Annotated in this window: 16 protein-coding genes; 8 read left to right on the forward strand and 8 right to left on the reverse strand. The window is 66.7% G+C overall.

Annotation, left to right across the window (positions count from 1 at the left end):
• Nucleotides 1-105: 105 nt before the first annotated feature.
• The 5 genes from sufC (at nt 106) to AC3WP6_RS05475 (ending at nt 5,281) form a co-directional block, all read left to right on the forward strand.
• Nucleotides 106-876 carry a Fe-S cluster assembly ATPase SufC gene (gene sufC / locus AC3WP6_RS05455; protein WP_492626779.1) on the forward strand — a complete coding sequence of 257 codons (771 nt, stop codon included), beginning with the start codon at nt 106-108 and terminating at the stop codon, nt 874-876.
• Nucleotides 873-2,189 carry a Fe-S cluster assembly protein SufD gene (gene sufD, locus AC3WP6_RS05460; RefSeq protein ID WP_492626780.1) on the forward strand — a complete coding sequence of 439 codons (1,317 nt, stop codon included), beginning with the start codon at nt 873-875 and terminating at the stop codon, nt 2,187-2,189. Before sufC ends, sufD begins: the two co-directional genes overlap by 4 nt.
• A gap of 60 nt (nt 2,190-2,249) precedes the next feature.
• Nucleotides 2,250-3,494, forward strand: a complete 1,245-nt coding sequence (locus AC3WP6_RS05465; RefSeq protein WP_492626781.1) for an aminotransferase class V-fold PLP-dependent enzyme — start codon at nt 2,250-2,252, stop codon at nt 3,492-3,494.
• A gap of 70 nt (nt 3,495-3,564) precedes the next feature.
• A complete protein-coding gene (gene yihG, locus AC3WP6_RS05470; RefSeq protein ID WP_492626782.1) occupies nt 3,565-4,461 on the forward strand; it encodes a 1-acylglycerol-3-phosphate O-acyltransferase, YihG family in 897 nt (298 codons plus the stop codon).
• A gap of 196 nt (nt 4,462-4,657) precedes the next feature.
• A complete protein-coding gene (locus AC3WP6_RS05475; RefSeq protein ID WP_492626783.1) occupies nt 4,658-5,281 on the forward strand; it encodes a sterol desaturase family protein in 624 nt (207 codons plus the stop codon).
• Nucleotides 5,282-5,303: 22 nt separating this feature from the next.
• Here AC3WP6_RS05475 and AC3WP6_RS05480 read toward each other — a convergent pair whose 3' ends face one another.
• The 5 genes from AC3WP6_RS05480 to AC3WP6_RS05500 form a co-directional block, all read right to left on the reverse strand.
• Nucleotides 5,304-6,032 carry a UDP-2,3-diacylglucosamine diphosphatase gene (locus AC3WP6_RS05480; RefSeq protein WP_492626784.1) on the reverse strand — a complete coding sequence of 243 codons (729 nt, stop codon included), beginning with the start codon at nt 6,030-6,032 and terminating at the stop codon, nt 5,304-5,306.
• 2 nt (nt 6,033-6,034) lie between these two features.
• Nucleotides 6,035-6,742 carry a peptidylprolyl isomerase gene (locus AC3WP6_RS05485; RefSeq protein WP_492626785.1) on the reverse strand — a complete coding sequence of 236 codons (708 nt, stop codon included), beginning with the start codon at nt 6,740-6,742 and terminating at the stop codon, nt 6,035-6,037.
• A gap of 208 nt (nt 6,743-6,950) precedes the next feature.
• Nucleotides 6,951-8,468, reverse strand: a complete 1,518-nt coding sequence (locus AC3WP6_RS05490; protein ID WP_492626786.1) for a Ppx/GppA phosphatase family protein — start codon at nt 8,466-8,468, stop codon at nt 6,951-6,953.
• Nucleotides 8,469-8,523: 55 nt separating this feature from the next.
• Nucleotides 8,524-10,608 carry a polyphosphate kinase 1 gene (ppk1, locus tag AC3WP6_RS05495; RefSeq protein ID WP_492626787.1) on the reverse strand — a complete coding sequence of 695 codons (2,085 nt, stop codon included), beginning with the start codon at nt 10,606-10,608 and terminating at the stop codon, nt 8,524-8,526.
• Nucleotides 10,609-10,639: 31 nt separating this feature from the next.
• On the reverse strand, nt 10,640-12,280 hold the full coding sequence (locus AC3WP6_RS05500; RefSeq protein WP_492626788.1) for a beta-barrel assembly-enhancing protease: 1,641 nt from the start codon (nt 12,278-12,280) through the stop codon (nt 10,640-10,642).
• Between the two features lie 114 nt (nt 12,281-12,394).
• On the opposite strand from AC3WP6_RS05500, the gene grxC reads away from it, so the two are divergent.
• The 3 genes from grxC to AC3WP6_RS05515 all read left to right on the forward strand — a co-directional run bounded on the left by grxC (nt 12,395) and on the right by AC3WP6_RS05515 (nt 14,382).
• Nucleotides 12,395-12,658 carry a glutaredoxin 3 gene (gene grxC / locus AC3WP6_RS05505; RefSeq protein ID WP_492626789.1) on the forward strand — a complete coding sequence of 88 codons (264 nt, stop codon included), beginning with the start codon at nt 12,395-12,397 and terminating at the stop codon, nt 12,656-12,658.
• Nucleotides 12,655-13,053: a carboxymuconolactone decarboxylase family protein gene (locus AC3WP6_RS05510; protein WP_492626790.1), complete on the forward strand. Its 399-nt coding sequence runs from the start codon at nt 12,655-12,657 to the stop codon at nt 13,051-13,053. Before grxC ends, AC3WP6_RS05510 begins: the two co-directional genes overlap by 4 nt.
• 315 nt (nt 13,054-13,368) lie before the next feature.
• Nucleotides 13,369-14,382, forward strand: coding sequence for an isocitrate dehydrogenase (locus AC3WP6_RS05515; protein WP_492626791.1), 1,014 nt, complete (start codon nt 13,369-13,371; stop codon nt 14,380-14,382).
• Nucleotides 14,383-14,435: 53 nt separating this feature from the next.
• Here the strand turns inward: AC3WP6_RS05515 and ahpF are convergent, their stop codons facing one another.
• The 3 genes from ahpF to AC3WP6_RS05530 form a co-directional block, all read right to left on the reverse strand.
• Nucleotides 14,436-16,022: an alkyl hydroperoxide reductase subunit F gene (gene ahpF, locus AC3WP6_RS05520; protein ID WP_492626792.1), complete on the reverse strand. Its 1,587-nt coding sequence runs from the start codon at nt 16,020-16,022 to the stop codon at nt 14,436-14,438.
• Nucleotides 16,023-16,187: 165 nt separating this feature from the next.
• Nucleotides 16,188-16,751, reverse strand: a complete 564-nt coding sequence (gene ahpC / locus AC3WP6_RS05525; RefSeq protein ID WP_492626793.1) for an alkyl hydroperoxide reductase subunit C — start codon at nt 16,749-16,751, stop codon at nt 16,188-16,190.
• A gap of 113 nt (nt 16,752-16,864) precedes the next feature.
• Nucleotides 16,865-18,181: a dicarboxylate/amino acid:cation symporter gene (locus tag AC3WP6_RS05530; protein WP_492626794.1), complete on the reverse strand. Its 1,317-nt coding sequence runs from the start codon at nt 18,179-18,181 to the stop codon at nt 16,865-16,867.
• Nucleotides 18,182-18,321: the final 140 nt, after the last annotated feature.

Consider the following 18,321-nt stretch of genomic DNA (forward strand, 5'->3'; position numbering starts at 1 on the left):
GGATTCGGCAAAACTGCCAGCCCGTAGCCTTGATCCCGGTACGCCTTGCCCTCGCTCCTCCCGCGCGCCACCCGAATCCCCAATCCCGTATCCCGAATCCCAATCATGCTAAAAATCGAAAACCTGCACGCCCGCGTTGCTGGCAAGGAAATCCTCAAGGGCCTCACGCTCGCCGTCAATGCGGGTGAGGTACACGCAATCATGGGCCCGAATGGCGCCGGCAAGTCGACGCTGGGCAATGTGCTTGCCGGCCGACCGGGGTATGAGGTCACGGCCGGCAGCGTCGAGTTCAACGGCGTGAATATCCTGGAGCTGCCGCCGGAGGAGCGCGCAGCGGCCGGCGTGTTTCTCGCGCTGCAGTATCCGGTGGAGATTCCCGGCGTCAACAACACCTATTTCCTGCGCACTGCGCTCAACGCACAGCGCAAGGCGCGCGGCGAGAACGAGCTGGACTCGATGGCGTTCCTGAAGACCGTGCGCGAGAAGCTCAAGATCATGCAGATCAGCGATGACCTGCTCAAGCGCGCGGTGAACGAGGGCTTCTCCGGCGGCGAGAAAAAGCGCAACGAGATTTTCCAGATGGCGCTGTTGGAACCCAAGCTTGCAATTCTGGACGAGACCGACTCCGGCCTGGACATCGACGCCCTGAAGCAGGTTTCGCAGGGTGTCAACGCGCTGCGGTCGCCGGAGCGTTCGTTCCTGGTCATTACCCACTACCAGCGCCTGCTCGATTACATCACGCCCGATTTCGTGCATGTGTTGGCCGACGGCAAAATCGTCGAAAGCGGCGACCGTACGCTGGCGTTGAAACTCGAAGAGCACGGCTACGCCTGGGTCAAGGAGCACGAGGCCGGCGTGGTCGGGGAGCCGGCATGAGCAGCGCCGCCACCCGCTCACCGTTTGTCGAGTCGCAACTGGCCGCGCCGGCGAGCCCGCTGCCGGGTGCCGGCGTGCCTTGGCTGGATGCGGCGCGGCGCGAGCACCTTGCCGCGTTTGCCGAGGCTGGCCTGCCGACCAAGCATGTTGAAGCCTGGAAATACACCGCGCTGCGCGCGCTTGCGCAGCGCAAGTTTTCCACCGGCGACGCGCAGGCGGCGGCGCGCGCGATCGACGCCAGTGCGTTTGCGCTGCCCGGTGTCGACGGCCCGGTGCTGGCATTCGTCAATGGCGTCTTTCGCGCCGACCTGTCGCAGCTCGCGCAGTTGCCCGACGGGTTGGAATTGCGCCCGATGTCGCAGGCCTTGCGCGAGGATCCGGAACCGCTGCGCTTCACCCTGTCGCGCTACGAGCCGGAAAAAGGCGATGTATTCGTACGCCTGAATGCGGCGCTTGCCGGCGATGGCGTGCTGCTGAAAGTGGTGGCCGGGGCGAAAGTGGCGGCCCCGGTGCACTTGCTGTTCATCGGTGCTCCGGCCGAGGGCGACGTGGCCTGGCACCTGCGGCATGTGATCGAGCTGGGCGAGGGCAGCGAGCTGTCGCTGGTCGAGCATCATGCCGCCAGCGGCGACCAGCGCCACCTTGGCACTACTTGCACCGACATTGTTCTGCGCGAGGGCGCCGTGCTGCATCACGCGGCGTTTCAGGATGCCGCGCCCGGCGCGGCCTTGATCCGCCGCACCAAGCTGCACCTTGGCGCACGCTCGCATGCCACGGTGCACGTGGTGGAGTTGGGCGCGGCGCTCGCGCGCCACGACCTGCAAGCCGAGCTGGTGGGCAACGAGGCGCGTTTCGATACCCGCGGCGTGTTTTTGCTGCATGCCAAGCAGCATGGCGACACCCAGCTCGCGATTCGCCAGCAGGCGCTGAATACCACCACCGATTCGGTCTGGCGTGGCGTGGCCGACGAGCGTGCGCGCGGCGTGTTCCGCGGCGCGGTGCTGGTCGAGCCGGGTGCCGACGGCAGCGACTGCAATGTGCAGAACAAGAACCTGCTGCTGTCCGAGCAGGCCGAGATCGACACCAAGCCCGAGCTCGTCATTTATGCCGACGAGGTCAAGGCCGTGCACGGCGCCACCGTGGGCCAACTCGACGAGCGTGCGCTGTTCTACCTGCAGTCGCGCGGCATTCCGCAGGCGCAGGCGCGCGGGGTACTGACCGCTGCGTTTTGCCGCACCGTGCTCGACGATCTGCCCAACGCGGAGCTGCGCGCGTACCTGGGCGACCGGCTGGTGGCACAGTTGCCGGCGTGAGCTTTTTCCAGCCGCGCCGAACGGCGCGGCCCTGGTGTTGAACAGGAAGTTTCCTTGACGATGAATGCCCAACCCAATTCGCCGGACACGTTCGACGTGGAACGCGTGCGTGCCGATTTCCCGGTGCTCACACGCACCGTGCATGGCAAGCCGCTGGTGTATTTCGACAACGCCAACACCAGCCAGAAACCGGCCAGCGTGATCGATGCGGTGGATGACTATTACCGCCGGCACAACGCCAACGTGTCGCGCTCGGTGCACCAGCTCGGCGACGAGGCCACGGCGGCGTACGAGGGCGCGCGCGATGCGTTGGCGCGGTTCATCCATGCGCCGTCGCGCGACGAGGTAGTGCTCACCACCGGCACCACACAATCGTCCAACCTGGTGGCTTACAGCTTTCTCCTGCCGCGGTTGAAGCCCGGTGACTCGGTGCTCACCACGCAGATGGAGCACCACGCCAACATCGTGCCGTGGCAGCTCGTCGCCCAGCGCAGCGGCGCCACGGTCAAGGCGGCGCCGATCAACGAGCGCGGCGAGCTGATCGTGGAGAAATACATCGAGCTGCTGACGCCGGAAGTGAAGCTCGCCTGCCTCGGCCACGTTTCCAACGTGCTGGGCACGGTGAACCCGGTGCGCGAGATCGCCCGGGAGTGCAGGAAACGCGGCATTCCGCTGTTCGTCGACGGCTCGCAGTCGGCACCGCACCGGCCGATCGACGTGCAGGCGCTGGGTTGCGATTTCTACGCGGTGACCGGACACAAGATGCTGGCGCCGACCGGTACCGGCCTGTTGTGGGCGAAAAAGCAGTACCTGGAAGAGATGCCGCCGTTCTTCGGCGGCGGCGACATGATCCGCGAAGTGCGCTTCAGCGGCACCACGTTTGCCGATGTACCGCACAAGTTCGAGGCGGGCACGCCGAACATTGCCGGTTTTGCCGGCGTGGCAGCAGCGGTGGATTACTACGACCAGCTTGGCTGGGACGCGATCCGCGCCCACGAGCAGGCCCTGCTCGAACACGCCACGGCGCTGCTGCGCGAGGTTCCCGGCCTGCGCATCTTTGGCGAGGCGGCGGAAAAGGAACCGGTCATCTCGTTCCTGATCGACGGTGCGCAGGCCACCGACTTGGCCACCTTGCTCGATCTCGAAGGCGTGGCGGTGCGCTCCGGCCACCACTGCGCGCATCCGTTGATGCATTTCTTTGGTGTGCCGGCCACGCTGCGGGCTTCGCTCGCGTTCTACAACACGCACGCAGAGGTGGAGGCGTTCGTCGCCGCGTTGTGCAAGGTGCGCAAGCTGCTGCGCTGAACCGTCGCGCGGGTGCCGTGGCGACCGCGCCAACCGTTATGCTGAGCGCCGGTTCGTCACGGGGTTTGCGATGTTTGCCTTTTTGCCCGGCGCGGCACGCGTGCCGCTGGCGCTTGCACTGCTGGTGTCCAACATCGTGTTGCACATCGTGCCGTTGTTTGCGCTCACTTTGGTGAAACTGCTGCTGCCGCTGCGCGGCTGGCGCCGGCTGTGTTCGCGCGTGCTGGTGTGGATCGCCGAAAGCTGGATTGGGGTGAACAACGCCCTGTTTGCCCTGTTCACGCGTATCCGCTGGTGTATCGATGGCCTGGAAGGGTTGCGCCGGGATGCCAATTACCTGGTGCTGTGCAACCACCAGAGCTGGGTGGATATTCCGGTGCTGCAGAAGGTGCTCAACCGGCGCGTGCCGTTTCTGCGGTTTTTCCTGAAGAGCCAACTGATCTGGGTGCCACTTTTGGGGCCGGCGTGGTGGGCGCTGGATTTCCCCTTCATGAAACGCTACTCGAAGGAGACGCTGGCCCGTCACCCGGAGTTGCGCGGCCGCGACATGGAAGCCACCCGGCGCGCCTGCGCGAAGTTTCGCGAGCTGCCGGTGTCGGTGATGAATTTTGTCGAGGGCACGCGCTTCACCCGTGCCAAGCACGATGCCCAGGGCTCGCCGTACCGGCACCTGCTCAAGCCGCGCGCCGGCGGCGTGGCGTTCGTGCTTGATGCGATGGGGGCCGGGCTGCACAACCTGCTCGAAGTCGCCATCGTGTACCCGGGCGGGGCGTGCAGCATGTTCGACCTGATCGCCGGGCGCGTGCACGAGATTCGCGTCAGTCTGCGCCAGCGCCCGCTGGATGCGAGCCTGCGCGGCGATTATGAAGGCGACACCGCTTTTCGTGAGCGTTTTCAGACCTGGGTCAATGCGTTGTGGCGCGAGCAGGACGACCGTGTCGAACGCCTGCAGGCGATATCCGGGTAGGTTGCGACTGAATACCGCGTGAGGCGTGCGAACGCGCAGACGCAGTGGGTGCCGATGCGCGCGGTAAGCTGTCAGGGCCGCGTAGTGCGCATCTGCCGCGCCGCGGCGCTCATCGACGGGCGGCAGATGCAACCGGAGATTCGAGGCATGACGCTAGATCGCGTTTGCGCAAACCGCGTCGGGTTGGAGGCTGTGCATGGCTGAAAAACCGCAATCGTCCGTTGCTGCGGAGGTGGCCGCGGAAACCGGCTTTCTCGCCGCCGTGCAGCGCATGTCGGCGACGCGCTGGAATTATTTTGTCGGCCAGACCAGCGATTTCCTGGTGAGCTTCGTCCTGCTGGGCGCCGCCGTTGCGGTGGATCGCGAGCACCCGCTGCGCGCGCTGGTGGCGATGCTGGTTGGCCTGTTCGTTTTCAGCTTCATCGAGTACGCGTTCCATCGCTGGCTGTTCCACGGCCCGGTCGCGCTGTTCGAGCGCGGGCACACGTTGCACCACCAGCGCCCGCTGGGCTACGACTCGCTGCCGTTCTTCTTCTCACCCATCGTGATCCTGCTGCTGGCCGCATTGCTTGCCACAGCGATGCCGCTGGGCGCCGCGCTGTATCTTGCCGGCGCCATCGCGCTTGGCTACGCGCTGTACGGCTATGCGCACTTCATCGTGCACCGCTACCGCTTCCACAATGCCGCCTGGCGCGCATGGGTGCGTATCCACAACATCCATCACGCGCACCCGGACAAGAACTTCGGCGTCACCACTCCGCTGTGGGATTTCGTGCTGGGCACGTGGTACGTGTCCAAGAGCAAGGTGCGCGCCCGCTGAAGGCGGGTCGCGTGGCGTGCGGTCAGCCTGCCGCCATGTTGCGCAGCGTGCTGCCGGTGGCATCCACGCGCAGCACCGAGCCCTGCTCGTACCAGTCGCCGAGCACGATGCGTCGGGCCGGTTGGCCGTCCAGCGTGAAGTCGTGGATCGCCGGGCGGTGGGTGTGGCCGTGGATCAGCCGCGTCACCCCGGCGTGGCGCATTGCGTCGGCAACGGCGCCGGGGTTCACGTCCATGATGCTTTCCTGCGTGCTGCCGGTATGCGCACGGCTTTCGGCGCGCGACTTGGCGGCAAACGCGCGGCGGGCGGCCAGCGGCATGGCGAGGATCTGCGCTTTCCATTGCGGCGTGCGCACCTGCTTGCGCACCGCCTGGTAGGCGAGGTCGTCGGTGCACAGCAGGTCGCCGTGCATCAGCAGCGTTGGCGTGCCGTGGATGGCGTGTACGGTACCGTCGTCGAGCAGGGTGAAGCCGGCGCGCTGCGCATAGGTTTCACCGAGCAGAAAATCGCGGTTGCCGACCATGAAGTACACCGGCACGCCGGCGTCGCGCACGGCGCGGGTCGCCGCGGCGATGCGGGCGGGCAGCTCCGCGTCGTCGTCGTCGCCGATCCAGGCTTCCACCAGGTCGCCCAGGATATACAGCGCCTGCGCGTGGCGGACCTCATCGCTGGCAAGGTAATGCTCGAACAGCGTGGTGATGGCCGGGCGGCTGGCGTCCAGATGCAGGTCGGCGATGAACAGCGTGGCCACGGTCAGCGGCTGCCGGGCTTGACCCGCCGCGGGGCGGGCTCCGGGCCGGTCGACACCGCCTTGGGCGCGATGCTGGCGGCGGTTGCCGGTGCCGCATCGCCGACGACTTGCGCGCCTTCGATCACCACCAGCGGGTTGGGCACGTCGGCGGCGAACGGGCCGATGCCGCGGGTGGGCAGGGCGGCGATCTTGTCGACCACGTTCATGCCTTTCACCACCTTGCCGAACACTGCATAACCCCAGGTCAGGCTGCTTTCGTTGCCGACGAAATCGAGTCGGCGGTTGTCGACCAGGTTGATGAAAAACTGCGCGGTGCCCGAATTGGGGTCGGCGCCGCGCGCAACCGCGATGGTGCCGCGCAGGTTGGAGAGCCCGTTGTCGGCTTCGCTCGGAATCGCCGGGCGGGTGCGCCGCGGCTGCAGCTCGCGCGTGTACAGGCCGCCCTGGACGAGATAGCCGGGGATCACGCGGTGAAACACGGTGCCGGCATAGAAACCGTCGCGCACGTATTGCAAAAAGTTGGCGACGCTCTTGGGCGACTTGTCGGGGTACAGCTGCAGCGTGATATCGCCCTGCGAGGTGTGCAGCAGCACTTCCGGCCCGTTGCCGGCCGGCGTGGTCGGTGGCGTCGGTGCGGTTTGCGCTGCCAGCGGCGTGGCGAGGGCGGCGGCAAAGAAAAACAGTGCGAGGAGGAGTCGAAGCTTCGGCATGGCACGGGGTCGCGGCGGGTATCCGTTGATGATACGCGGTGGCTCCTGGGAACGGGGGCGGTGGACACGCAAACGGCTGCGGTCGGCTGATTTCGGCCATCTTCCGCGCCCGCTTTTGGCCGGGGGAGCCACCGGGGCCGGCAAACCGTCACGCAAGCTGGCTCAAAACGGTTTCGCCTCGCCTGCTTGGTTGCCACGCACCACGCGCCTAGTCGGTGGTGAGATCAAGCTCGATGCCGAGCTCGTGCAGGGCGGCGTGCTCCTGTTGCAGATCCGCCTCGCTTAGCGGGTGCTTGGCGAGCCAGCTTGCCGGCACGCCAAGGCGCAGGCGCAGGCGGCTGGCGACGAGGTGTATGGCGGGCATTGCTTCGACGCGCCGCGCGCGACGGAACAGCACGGCGAGCCGCAGCAGTGCGGTGGCATGCCGCGCCAGCTCGCGATAGCGGCGCGGCAGCGCGGCGATCAAGGCCTTGTCGGGCTTGCGCCGGTGCAGCTCCACCACGGCCGCGAGCAGTTGCTGTTCCTGGCGCGAAAAGCCGGCGAGGTCGGCATGCCGCAGGATGTAGGCGCCGTGGCGGTGGTGCTGGCTGTGCGCAATCGCGAGGCCGATCTCGTGCACCCGGCTGGCCCACGACAGCCATTCGCGCGCCTCCGGGTCGAGTTTCCACACCGCCGCCACCTGGTCGAACAGGTGCAGCGCCGTGGCTTCCACCCGTCGTGCCTGCGCGCGATCCACCGCGTAGCGGCTGGCCAGGGCGTCGATGCTGCTGGTGCGCGGGTCGCTGCCGGCAGCGCGGCCGATCAGATCCCACATCAGGCCTTCGCGCATTGAGCTTTCGCACACCTGCATGCGTTCGATGCCAAGCGCCTCGAACGCGGCTTCGAAGATCGCCACCGCGCCGGTGATGACCGGTGCGCGGTCGCCCTCAAGGCCGGGGAGCTTCAGCGTCTCGATCGAGCCTTGGGCGAGGATCGCCTCGCGCAGGGCCGCCAGCGCCGCGGGCGTGATGCCGTCGTCGGAAAGCTGCATCGCCTGCACGATGGTGCCGATTGCCTTGGCGCTGCCGGAGGAGCCGTAGGCTTCCTGCCAGCCGGACTGGCGATACTCCGCGGCAAACTGCTGCAGCAATACGCCGAGCTCGCTGTGCGCGCGCTGCCAGCGTTTGCGACTGAGTTTGCCGGCAGGAAAAAAGTGCATGGTCGAGGCGATGCAGCCGGCCTGCACGCTTTCGGTGTGCAGCGGCGCCAGCCCGCGGCCGATGATGAACTCGGTGCTGCCGCCGCCCACGTCCATCACCAGCCGCGGCTTGCGCGAGGCGGGCAGGTCGTGTGCGGCGCCGAGAAAGATCAGGCGGCCTTCCTCGCGCCCGGAAACCACCTCGATCGGATGCCCGAGTGCGGCTTCGGCGGCGGTGAGAAACGCGCGCGGCGCGGCGAGCTGGCGCACGGTGTTGGTGGCCACGGCGCGGATGTGCAGCGCTGGCAACCCGGCGATGCGCTGTCCGAACTGGGCGAGGCAGTTCAACGCGCGCGCGCGGTGATCGGCATCGAGCGAACCGTCCGCGTGCAGGCCGGCCGCAAGCCGCACGGTGTTGCGCAGGCGGTCGATCACGCGCGGCTCGCCGTGTTCCATGCGTGCCACGATCAGATGAAAGCTGTTGGAACCCATGTCTACCGCGGCGAGCAGTTCGCCGTCGAGGATCGGGTTCTGGTCGGCCTGGCTCACGCGTGAAGTCCTCGCCGCGGCGCCTGGGAGGTGCGGCCATGCGGCATCGTCGTGGTCATCGGCACAACTTGTCCAGCAGGTTTTGCTGGGCGGAGTGCGGCGGATGGTCGCCCTGCGTCGCACGCCGATAGCTGCCATCGGCGGCAAGCAGCCATGCCTGGGTGTTGTCGGCCAGTCCGTTCGCCAACGTTTCCTCGAACACGCGCGCAGCGAGCACGGGGTCCAGGATGGGAAAGGCGATCTCGATCCGGCGCATCAGGTTGCGCTCCATCCAGTCCGCGCTGGCGCAATAGAGCTCCGGTGCCCCGGCATTGCCAAACCAGTACACCCGGCTGTGTTCGAGAAAACGGCCGACGATGGAACGCACGCGGATGTGTTCGGAGATGCCCGGCATGCCCGGCCGCAGGGTGCAGGCGCCGCGCACGATGAGGTCGATCTCCACCCCGGCGATCGAGGCGCGGTAGAGCGCCTGGATGACATGCGCCTCGTTCAGCGCGTTGAGTTTGGCGACGATGCGCGCCGGCTTGCCGGCCTGGGCCAGCGCGGTTTCGCGTTCGATGCGTTCGAGCACGCCGCGGTAGAGCGTGAACGGCGAATGCAGCAGGCGCTTGAGCGCGATGCGCGGGCCAAGGCCCGAGAGCTGCTGAAACACCTTGTGCACGTCTTCGCCAATCTCCGGGTTGGCGGTCATCAGCCCGAGGTCGGTGTAGGTGCGGCTGTTGATCTGGTGGTAATTGCCGGTGGCGAGGTGCGCGTAGCGGCGCAGCACGTCGCCTTCGCGGCGCACGATCAGCAGCATCTTGGCGTGCGTCTTGTAACCCACCACGCCATACACCACCTGCACGCCGGCCTCCTGCAGGCGCGTGGCGAGGCGGATGTTGGCTGCCTCGTCAAAGCGGGCGCGCAGCTCGATCACCACCGTGATGTCCTTGCCATGGTGCGCGGCGTCGATCAGGAGATCCACCAGCGGGCTGTCATCGCCGGCGCGGTACAGGGTTTGCTTGATCGCCAGTACTTGTGGATCACGACTGGCCTGGCGCAGCAGCTCGATCACCGCGGTGAAGCTCTGGTACGGGTGGTGCAGCAGCACGTCCTGGCGCGCGATCTGCGCGAACATGTCGCGCGCGGTGTTCAGTCCGGCCGGCAATTGCGGGGTGAACGGCGGGTATTTCAGCTCCGGACGGTCCAGTTGGCTCCAGATGAGGTCGGCGCGGATGATGTTGACCGGGCCGTCGCAGCGGTAGACGTCGGTGGCTTCCAGTTCGAAGTTGCGGGTGAGCAGGGCGGCGATCGCCGGCGGGCAGTCGGCGGAGATTTCCAGCCGTACCGGGCGTGCGTAGCCGCGACCAACCAGCTCTTCGCTGAGTGCTTCGGCAAGGTTGTCCACCTCGGCCTCTTCCACCATCAACTCGCTGTTGCGGGTGACCCGGAACGGGTACGCGCCAGCCACCGTGAAGCCTGGAAACATCAGCTCGGCAAAGGCTTCCAGCAGCTCGGCGAGAAACACGAAGTGGTCGCCTGTGCCGCCCAGCCCGGCCGGCAACCGGATGATGCGCGGCAGCGAGCGCGGCGCGCGCACCAGCGCCATGTGACCTTCATGGCCGAATGCGTCGCGGCCTTCCAGCACCACCGCGACGTTGAGCGATTTGTTGAGGATGCGCGGAAACGGGTGCGCCGGGTCGAGCCCGAGCGGCGACAGCACCGGCAACACCTCGCGCTCGAAGTAGTTGCGCAGCCAGTCGCGCTGAGGCGGCGTCCATTCCCCGTGGGTCGGTACGTGGATGCCCGCTTGCGCCAGTTGCGGGCGCAGATCCTCTCGCCAGGTGGCGAATTGCGCGCCGATCAGCGCCTGCACCCGCGCGCGGATGCGGGCCAGGAGTTCCGGTGGCGCGAGACCGTCCGGCCCCGGTGCCGCCGAGCCGTGGGCATGGTGGTGCTTGAGCATCGCCACCTTCACCTCGAAGAACTCGTCGAGGTTGCTGGCGACGATGCTGAGAAAATGCAGCCGCTCGAGCAGCGGCACCGTGGTGTCGCGCGCCAGCCCCAGCACGCGGAAATTGAACTCCAGTGCGGCCAGTTCGCGGCTCAGGTAAAGCGTGGGGGCAGCAAGGTCGATGGCGGGCGCGGCAGGGGCGGGCATGTCCGCATTGTCGCGCGATGCGCGGCGCACATCAGCCGGCACGGTTGCCGAATTGCCCGGTACGCGTGCTCGGGTTGTCGGGGGTGGCGATCTTGCGCTTGCGCAGTTCGAGCACCAGCGGCGTGAGCTCGGCGATGCGCGCCTGGATGCGCGCGCGGGCGTAGTAGCTGAGGTCGTCGCGCTTGAGCAGCCGCTGCAATTGCTCCATCGCGTCGAACGGGCGACCGGCGTAGTAGCTGGCGTCGGCGAACGCCTCGCCGGCGCGCTCGCTGTCGCCGGCCTTTTCGCTGGCGCGCGCGTAGGCTTCGTACAACTCGGGCTGGTCGCTTGCGTCCAGCAGCGGACGTATCAGGTCGGCAGCGGTCGTCGCCTGGGTTTTGTCGCCGTGCTCGGTGAGCGCGTTGGCGTAGGCCAGCGCCACCGCCTTGTTGCGTGGCGAGCGCAGGCTGAGCTCGTGGTACAGAGCCAGGGCGGCGTCGCGTTGGCCGGCCTGGCGTTTGGCGTCGGCCAACGCCAGTGTGACGATCAGGCTGCCACGATGGGCGGTCAGCAAGGGTTCCAGTTGCGCGATTGCCCCGGCACCGTTGCCGCTGCGGGTCAGCGCCAGCGCGTAGCCGTAGTGATTGGCCGGGGTGTCGAATGCCGGTTGGTTCTTGAGGTTGGTACGGTAGTAGCTGGTCAGCCGCACAGCATCACCGGCAAGCACGCGCGCACGTTCGCGCATCAGGGCATAGGTGGACAATCCATTCGGGTCGGCGGCGGCCTTGCCGAGCGCGATGGGGGCCCGCACGAATGGCGTCGGCGCGGTGATCTGCTCCCATTGGCTCTTGCTCAGCGTGCTGCCGGATGGGCGCAGCTTCTGTGCGGCGATCAGCGCGCCGGCACGGGCCTTGGCATCGGCGATGCGGTCGCTGGTGACCGGGTGATCCTGCAGGAACGATGGCGCCTGGCCGCCGGCACCGGCGCTGAGCACGTCTTCCATATGCTGGAAGAAATCTGCCATCGCATCCGGGTTGAAGCCGGCATTGGCGAGGGTCTGGATGCCGGCGCGGTCGGCCTCGATCTCGTCCTTGCGGGTGAAGTTGATCTGCTTTTGCGCCAACAGGCCCTGGCCACCGGCGAGCACCGCCATGGGCGCATCGCCACTCTTGTTGCCGGCCCCGGCGGCGATGGCGCCAAGCAGCACCAGTGCCATCAGCGGCGCATCCTTTTTGGATGCCTCGAAGGCGCGTTGCAGGTGGCTTTGCGTGATGTGGCCGATCTCGTGCGCGATCACGCCGGCCAGCTCGTCCTCGTCGCGGGTGATGGCGATCAGTCCCGAGTTCACCGCGATATAGCCGCCGGGCGCGGCAAACGCGTTGATCTGGTTGTCCTTGACGACGAAGAACTGGAAATGGTCGCGCGGTTTGGCGCTGGCGGCGGCCAGGTGAAAACCCAGGTCGTTGATGTAGTCATCGAGCAGTGGATCGTCCACCACCATGCCCAGCGCGCGCATCTGGCGCAGCATGGAGGCGCCGTAATCACGCGCTTCCTGCGGCGAGATCAGGGCATTGGCCGAGCTGCCCAGGTCGGGCAGACGCACGTTATCCTGCGCGCCTGCGGCAAACGCAAGGCTGGCGGCCAGGGCGGCGGCGAGGAAGCGGGGCGTGAGGCGTCCGGGTGACATGGGCATACGCTGGCGACGATATCACTGTGACCCTGAGCGGCCGACGACGTTCACCGCCGGCGCGCTTGCAATCGCGCACGGCCGCCGCCACTTTGATCGAACCGTCTGTGGAGTCGTTCCATGCCGAAGATTGAAGTCTATTCCACCGCCGTCTGCCCGTACTGCGTGGCGGCCAAAAACCTGTTGAAAGCCAAGGGCCTGAGCTGGGAAGACGTGTTTGTCGATGCCGACCCGGCACAGCGCGCGGTGATGCTCAAACGCAGCGGCGGTGCGCGCACGGTGCCGCAGATTTTCATCAACGACCGGCACGTGGGCGGCTACGATGAATTGGTGGCGGCCGAGCGCAGCGGCAAGCTTGCCGAACTGCTGGCGAGTGCCGCATGAGCGCCGCTGAAGGGACTGAGCAGGATCGGGTCGCTGAATTCACGGCGTTTCGCCAGCGCATGAACGAGCGCATCCTGGCCGAAGACAACCAGGTCGTGCGCCGCTTCTTTGCGCTCGATACGCAGACCTACAAGCCCGGAGCGCTGGATGCGAAAACCAAGGAGCTGCTCGGCTTGGTCGCCTCCCTGGTGTTGCGCTGCGACGACTGCATCAGCTACCACGTCGCGCAGTGCAAGGATGCCGGCGTCACCCGCGCGGAGTTTTTCGACACCTTCGGCGTCGGTCTCGTCGTCGGCGGCTCGATCGTGATTCCCCACCTGCGTCGCGCGGTGGATTTCCTCGATCAACTGGAAACCGGCGGTGCTGCCGCCGAACACTGCGCCGATCACGTCTGACGCGGGCTCTTTCCCATCCGGATTGCACAAGCGCCGCGATTCTCCCCCTCCCCCCATCGGGGAGAGGGCAGGGATGAGGGGCCGTGCCTGCGACCAGGCTCGCCCAAAGAACACTCTCATCTCCACGCCCCATGCGCGAAACGCGGTCCGCACATGCGAGTTGCCGCAACCCAGCGTTCGAGTATTTTCAACGCTGCGCCTGCCTCCCAGGCGGCCGGCAGGCGCCGCAATCGGCGATAATGGCCGACTTCCTGCAGCACTTGCACCACGCCCTTGTGTGGATTGACGGCTGCATTCCCCAAGGAGTCCTTCCCCATGAACAAGACCATTGCGGTGATTCCCGGCGACGGCATCGGCCCGGAGATCATGACCGCCACGCTGCGCGTGCTCGACGCGCTCGATTGCGGCCTCACCTATGACTACGTCGACGCCGGCATGGTCGCGCTGGAGAAGCACGGCGACCTCCTGCCCAAGGCCACGCTGGACAAGATCGCCAAACACAAGGTGGCGCTGAAGGGCCCGCTCACCACGCCGATCGGCGGCGGCTTCACCTCGATCAACGTCACTCTGCGCCGGCACTTCGACCTGTACGCCAACGTGCGGCCGGCGGTGAGCTTCCCTGGCACCAAGTCGCGCTTCGACAACATCGACATCATCACCGTGCGCGAGAATACCGAAGGCGCGTACCTCGCCGAAGGCCAGACGATTTCCGAGGACGGCCAGACCGCGACCTCGCTGGTGCGCAACACCCGCAAGGGCGGCAGTCGCATCGTGCGCTACGCCTTCGAGCTGGCGGTGAAGAAGGGCCGCAAGAAAGTCACCGCGGTGCACAAGGCCAACATCATCAAGACCGCATCCGGCCTGTTCCTCAACGTGGCACGCGAGATCGCGAAGGAATATCCGCAGATCGAGTTCAACGAGATGATCGTGGACAACACCTGCATGCAGCTGGTGATGCGTCCCGAGCAGTTCGACGTGATCGTCACCACCAACCTGTTCGGCGACATCATCTCCGACCTGTGCGCCGGCCTGGTCGGCGGCCTAGGCCTGGCGCCGGGCGACAACATCGGCGAGAACGCGGCGATCTTCGAAGCCGTGCACGGCTCGGCGCCGGACATCGCCGGCAAGGGCATCGCCAACCCGTGCGCGCTGCTGCTGGCCGCGGCCGACATGCTGGATTACCTCGGCATGGTCGCCAAGGGCGACAAGCTGCGCGCCGCGATCCGCGACACGCTGACCAACGACCGCGCCAGCGTCACTCCGGACCTGGGTGGCCAAGGCACCACCGAGAGCTTCGGCGCCGCCATCGCCAAGCGCGTCGCAGCCTGAGAGGGTTGGCGACCGCCGGAAAGCGTGGCTTTCCGGCGGTCGTCGGCGGTGCCTCAGGCGGTGACGCTCGCCTGCGGCGCGGAGCTGCGGATCAGGTGGTCGAACGCGCCAAGCGCGGCGGTGGAGCCCGCGCCCATCGCGATCACGATCTGCTTGTACGGCACCGTCGTGGCATCGCCCGCGGCGAACACACCGGGCAGCGAGGTCTGCCCGCGTGCGTCGATCACGATTTCGCCGCGCGGGGTGAGTTCCAGCGTGCCCTTGAGCCACTCGGTGTTGGGCAGCAGGCCGATCTGCACGAACACGCCTTCCAGCGACACGCTGTGCATCACGCCGTCGTTGCGGTCCCTGTAGACCAGGCCGTTGACCTTGTCGTCCGCGCCGAGCACTTCGGTGGGTTGCGCGCCGACGACGACCTCGACGTTGGCGAGGCTGCGCAGCTTGCGTTGCAGCACTTCGTCCGCGCGCAGCTGATGATCGAACTCGATCAATGTCACGTGCTCGACCAGGCCAGCCAGGTCGATCGCCGCTTCCACGCCGGAGTTGCCGCCGCCGATCACCGCCACGCGCTTGCCCTTGTACAGCGGGCCGTCGCAGTGCGGGCAGTAGGCCACGCCGCGATTGCGGTAGGTTTCCTCGCCGGGCACGCCGATGTGCCGCCAGCGCGCGCCCGGTGCGAGCACCACGGATTTCGTCTTGAGCGTGGCGCCGTTTTCCAGCTCGATCTCGTTGAGTCCGCTGGCCGATTCCGCGGCCGGCACCAGCCTCATGGCGCGCTGCAGGCTCATCACGTCCACGTCGTATTCGCGCACGTGGCGTTCCAGCGCAGCGGCGAGCTGCGGGCCTTCGGTGTAGGGCACCGAAATGAAGTTCTCGATCGCCATGGTGTCCTGCACCTGGCCGCCGATGCGCTCGGCGGCGAGGCCCGTGCGGATGCCCTTGCGCGCGGCATAGATCGCCGCTGCCGCGCCGGCCGGGCCGCCGCCCACCACCAGCACGTCGAACGGCGGCTTGCCCTTGATCACATCGGCGGCGCGCGCGGTGGCGCCAGTGTCGAGCTTGCCCATGATCTGTTCCAGGCTCATGCGGCCCTGGTCGAACAGCTCGCCGTTCAAGAACACGGTGGGCACTGACATGACCTGCCGCGCGGCCACCTCGTCCTGGAACAGCGCGCCGTCGATCGCGACATGCTCGATGTTCGGGTTCAGCACGCTCATCAGGTTCAGCGCCTGCACCACGTCCGGGCAGTTCTGGCAGGAGAGCGAAAAGAACGTCTCGAAGCGGAACGTGCCTTGCAGCGCCTGCACCTGTGCGATGGTCTCGGCGGCCTCCTTCGACGGATGCCCGCCGACCTGCAGCAGCGCGAGCACCAGCGAGGTGAACTCGTGGCCGAGCGGGATGCCGGCAAAGCGCACCTGGACGTCGGTGCCGACGCGGCGGATGGCGAACGATGGCTTGCGCGGATCCGCCTCGTCGTCACGGCGCAGGCTGATCTTGTCGCTCATGCCGGCGATTTCGTTGAGCAGTTCGTCCAGCTCGCGCGACTTCGCGCCGTCGTCCAGTGACGCGACGAGTTCGATCGGCTGGGTGAGTTTTTCCAGGTAGCCCGTGAGCTGGGCCTTGATGGCTGCATCAAGCATGGTGACCACTCCGGTGGGTGGGAAAGGGGACTTGTGGCAGCGGCCGGCACCATGGGGGAGGGTGGCTGCGGAGGGGGCGAAGCCGGGCGCAGGCCGCTGGCACAAGCATCCTCGGGGGAGCCCGGGCGTAGCGCCCGGGTTCCGTGTGGCAGGTATCGCGGTGGATCAGATCTTGCCGACCAGATCCAGCGAGGGGGCGAGGGTCTTTTCGCCCTCGTGCCACTTCGCCGGGCACACTTCGTTCGGGTGGGCGGCGACGTACTGCGCGGCCTTGACCTTGCGCAGCAGCTCCGACGCGTCACGGCCGATGCTGCCGGCGTGCACTTCGACGATCTGGATCTTGCCCTGCGGGTCGACCACGAACGTGCCGCGGTCGGCAAGGCCGGCGTCTTCGATCAGCACGTCGAAGTTGCGGCAGACCAGGTGGGTTGGGTCGCCGACCATCGTGTACTGGATCTTCGACACCGCATCGGAGGTGTCATGCCACGCCTTGTGCGAGAAGTGGGTGTCGGTGGACACGCTGTAGATCTCCACACCCAACTTCTGGAACTCGGCGTAGTGCTCGGCGAGGTCTTCCAGCTCGGTTGGGCACACGAAGGTGAAGTCGGCGGGGTAGAAGAACACCACCGACCACTTGCCCTTGAGGTCGGCCTCGGTGACTTCGATGAACTTGCCGGCCTTGAACGCCTGTGCCTTGAACGGCTTCACTTCGGTATTGATAAGCGACATCTGTTGCTCCCTTGGTTGGTTGACTCTGCACGCCATGGTAGGGAGCCCGTGCCAATCAATCCAATTGATTGTTGGCATTGTGTCGATCGGTTGCAGCTATGGCGATGCAGGCTTTACGCCGGCTCGGCAAAGCGCTCGCGCAGCTGGTGGTCGACCACCGTGGCGGTGACGATGTCGCTGCCGACGTTGACCGTGGTGCGCACCATGTCGAGGATGCGATCCACGCCGATGATGATGCCGAGGCCTTCCGGCGGCACGCCGAAAGTGGCGAGCAGGCCGGCAATCATCGGCAGCGAGCCGCCGGGGATGCCGGCGACGGCCACGGCGCTCAGCACCGACAGCAGCATCAGGATCACTTGATGCGTGAGGCTCAGCTCCACGCCGAACGCCTGCGCGATGAACAGCACCACGCAGCCCTCGAACAGGGCGGTGCCGCTCATGTTCATCGTGGCACCCAATGGCAGCACGAAACCCGCGGTGCTGGGCGCCAGCTTCAACTCGTCGTGCGCCACCGCCAGCGACGCCGGTAGGCACGCGCTGCTCGAACTGGTGGAAAACGCCGCGATCAGGAGTGAACGGATCTGGCGGAAATACGCCACCGGCGAACGCCCGGCCAGGTAGCGCACCCACAGCGACATGGTGCCGAACAGGTGCAGCGCGAGCGCCAGCGTGCAGCCCACGACGAACACCGACAGCGCCAGCAGCACATCCACGCCCACCTTCACGATCACGCTGTAGATCATCGCCGGCACTGCGTAGGGCGCCAGCTCCAGCGCAAAGCCGACGATCTTGGTCATCAGGTCGCTGACCGTGTCCAGCGCCTGCTGCACGCGCTTGCGTTCCTTTTCGGGCAGTTGCGTGGCGGCGGCGCCAACCAGGATCGCGAACAGGATCAGCGGCAACACGTCGCCGAGCGCGTCGCGGCTGGCGCCGGTCACCGCGCCAAACAGGTTGCGCGGCATGAACATTTCCACCAGCACGGCCAGGCTCATGCCCGGCTGCCTGGCTTCCTTCGCGATCAGCTGATCGGCGGCGCCGCCGTATTCGGTCATCAGCTGGGTGCGCGCCTGCTCGCCAAGATGGTGGCCTGGCTCCACCGTGTTCATCATCACCAGACCGATCACCACCGCGATCGCCATGTTGAGGAAAAACAGGAAAAACGTGCGCCCGGCCAGCGGTCCCAGCCGATCGAGCCGACCGAGCTGCGTCACGCCCGAGGCGAGCGAGGTGAACACCAGCGGGATCACCACGAAGAACAGCATGCGCAGGAAGATCTGCCCGAACGGATCAAACACTGCGGTCGATACCCGTTGCATCCACGCCAGCGTCGCTGGATGAAAACGGCCGATCACCAACGTGGCGATGGCCGCCACGACGCCGATCAAGAGGCCCCAGAGGATGCGCTTGGCAAGCGGCGTCGATCTGCTCATGACCGGACTCTAGCATCCACGCTGGCCGTGTCCCTCGCAGATCGGGAGTCACTCCGACCGGTGCAGTGGTGCGGGTCGGGAATTCGACCCACGACCGGCCAGGTTGTCCCATCGTACGATTCGGCTGCACCTGCCAGTCG

This window comes from Rhodanobacter sp. FW106-HT46G03, assembly GCF_058789895.1.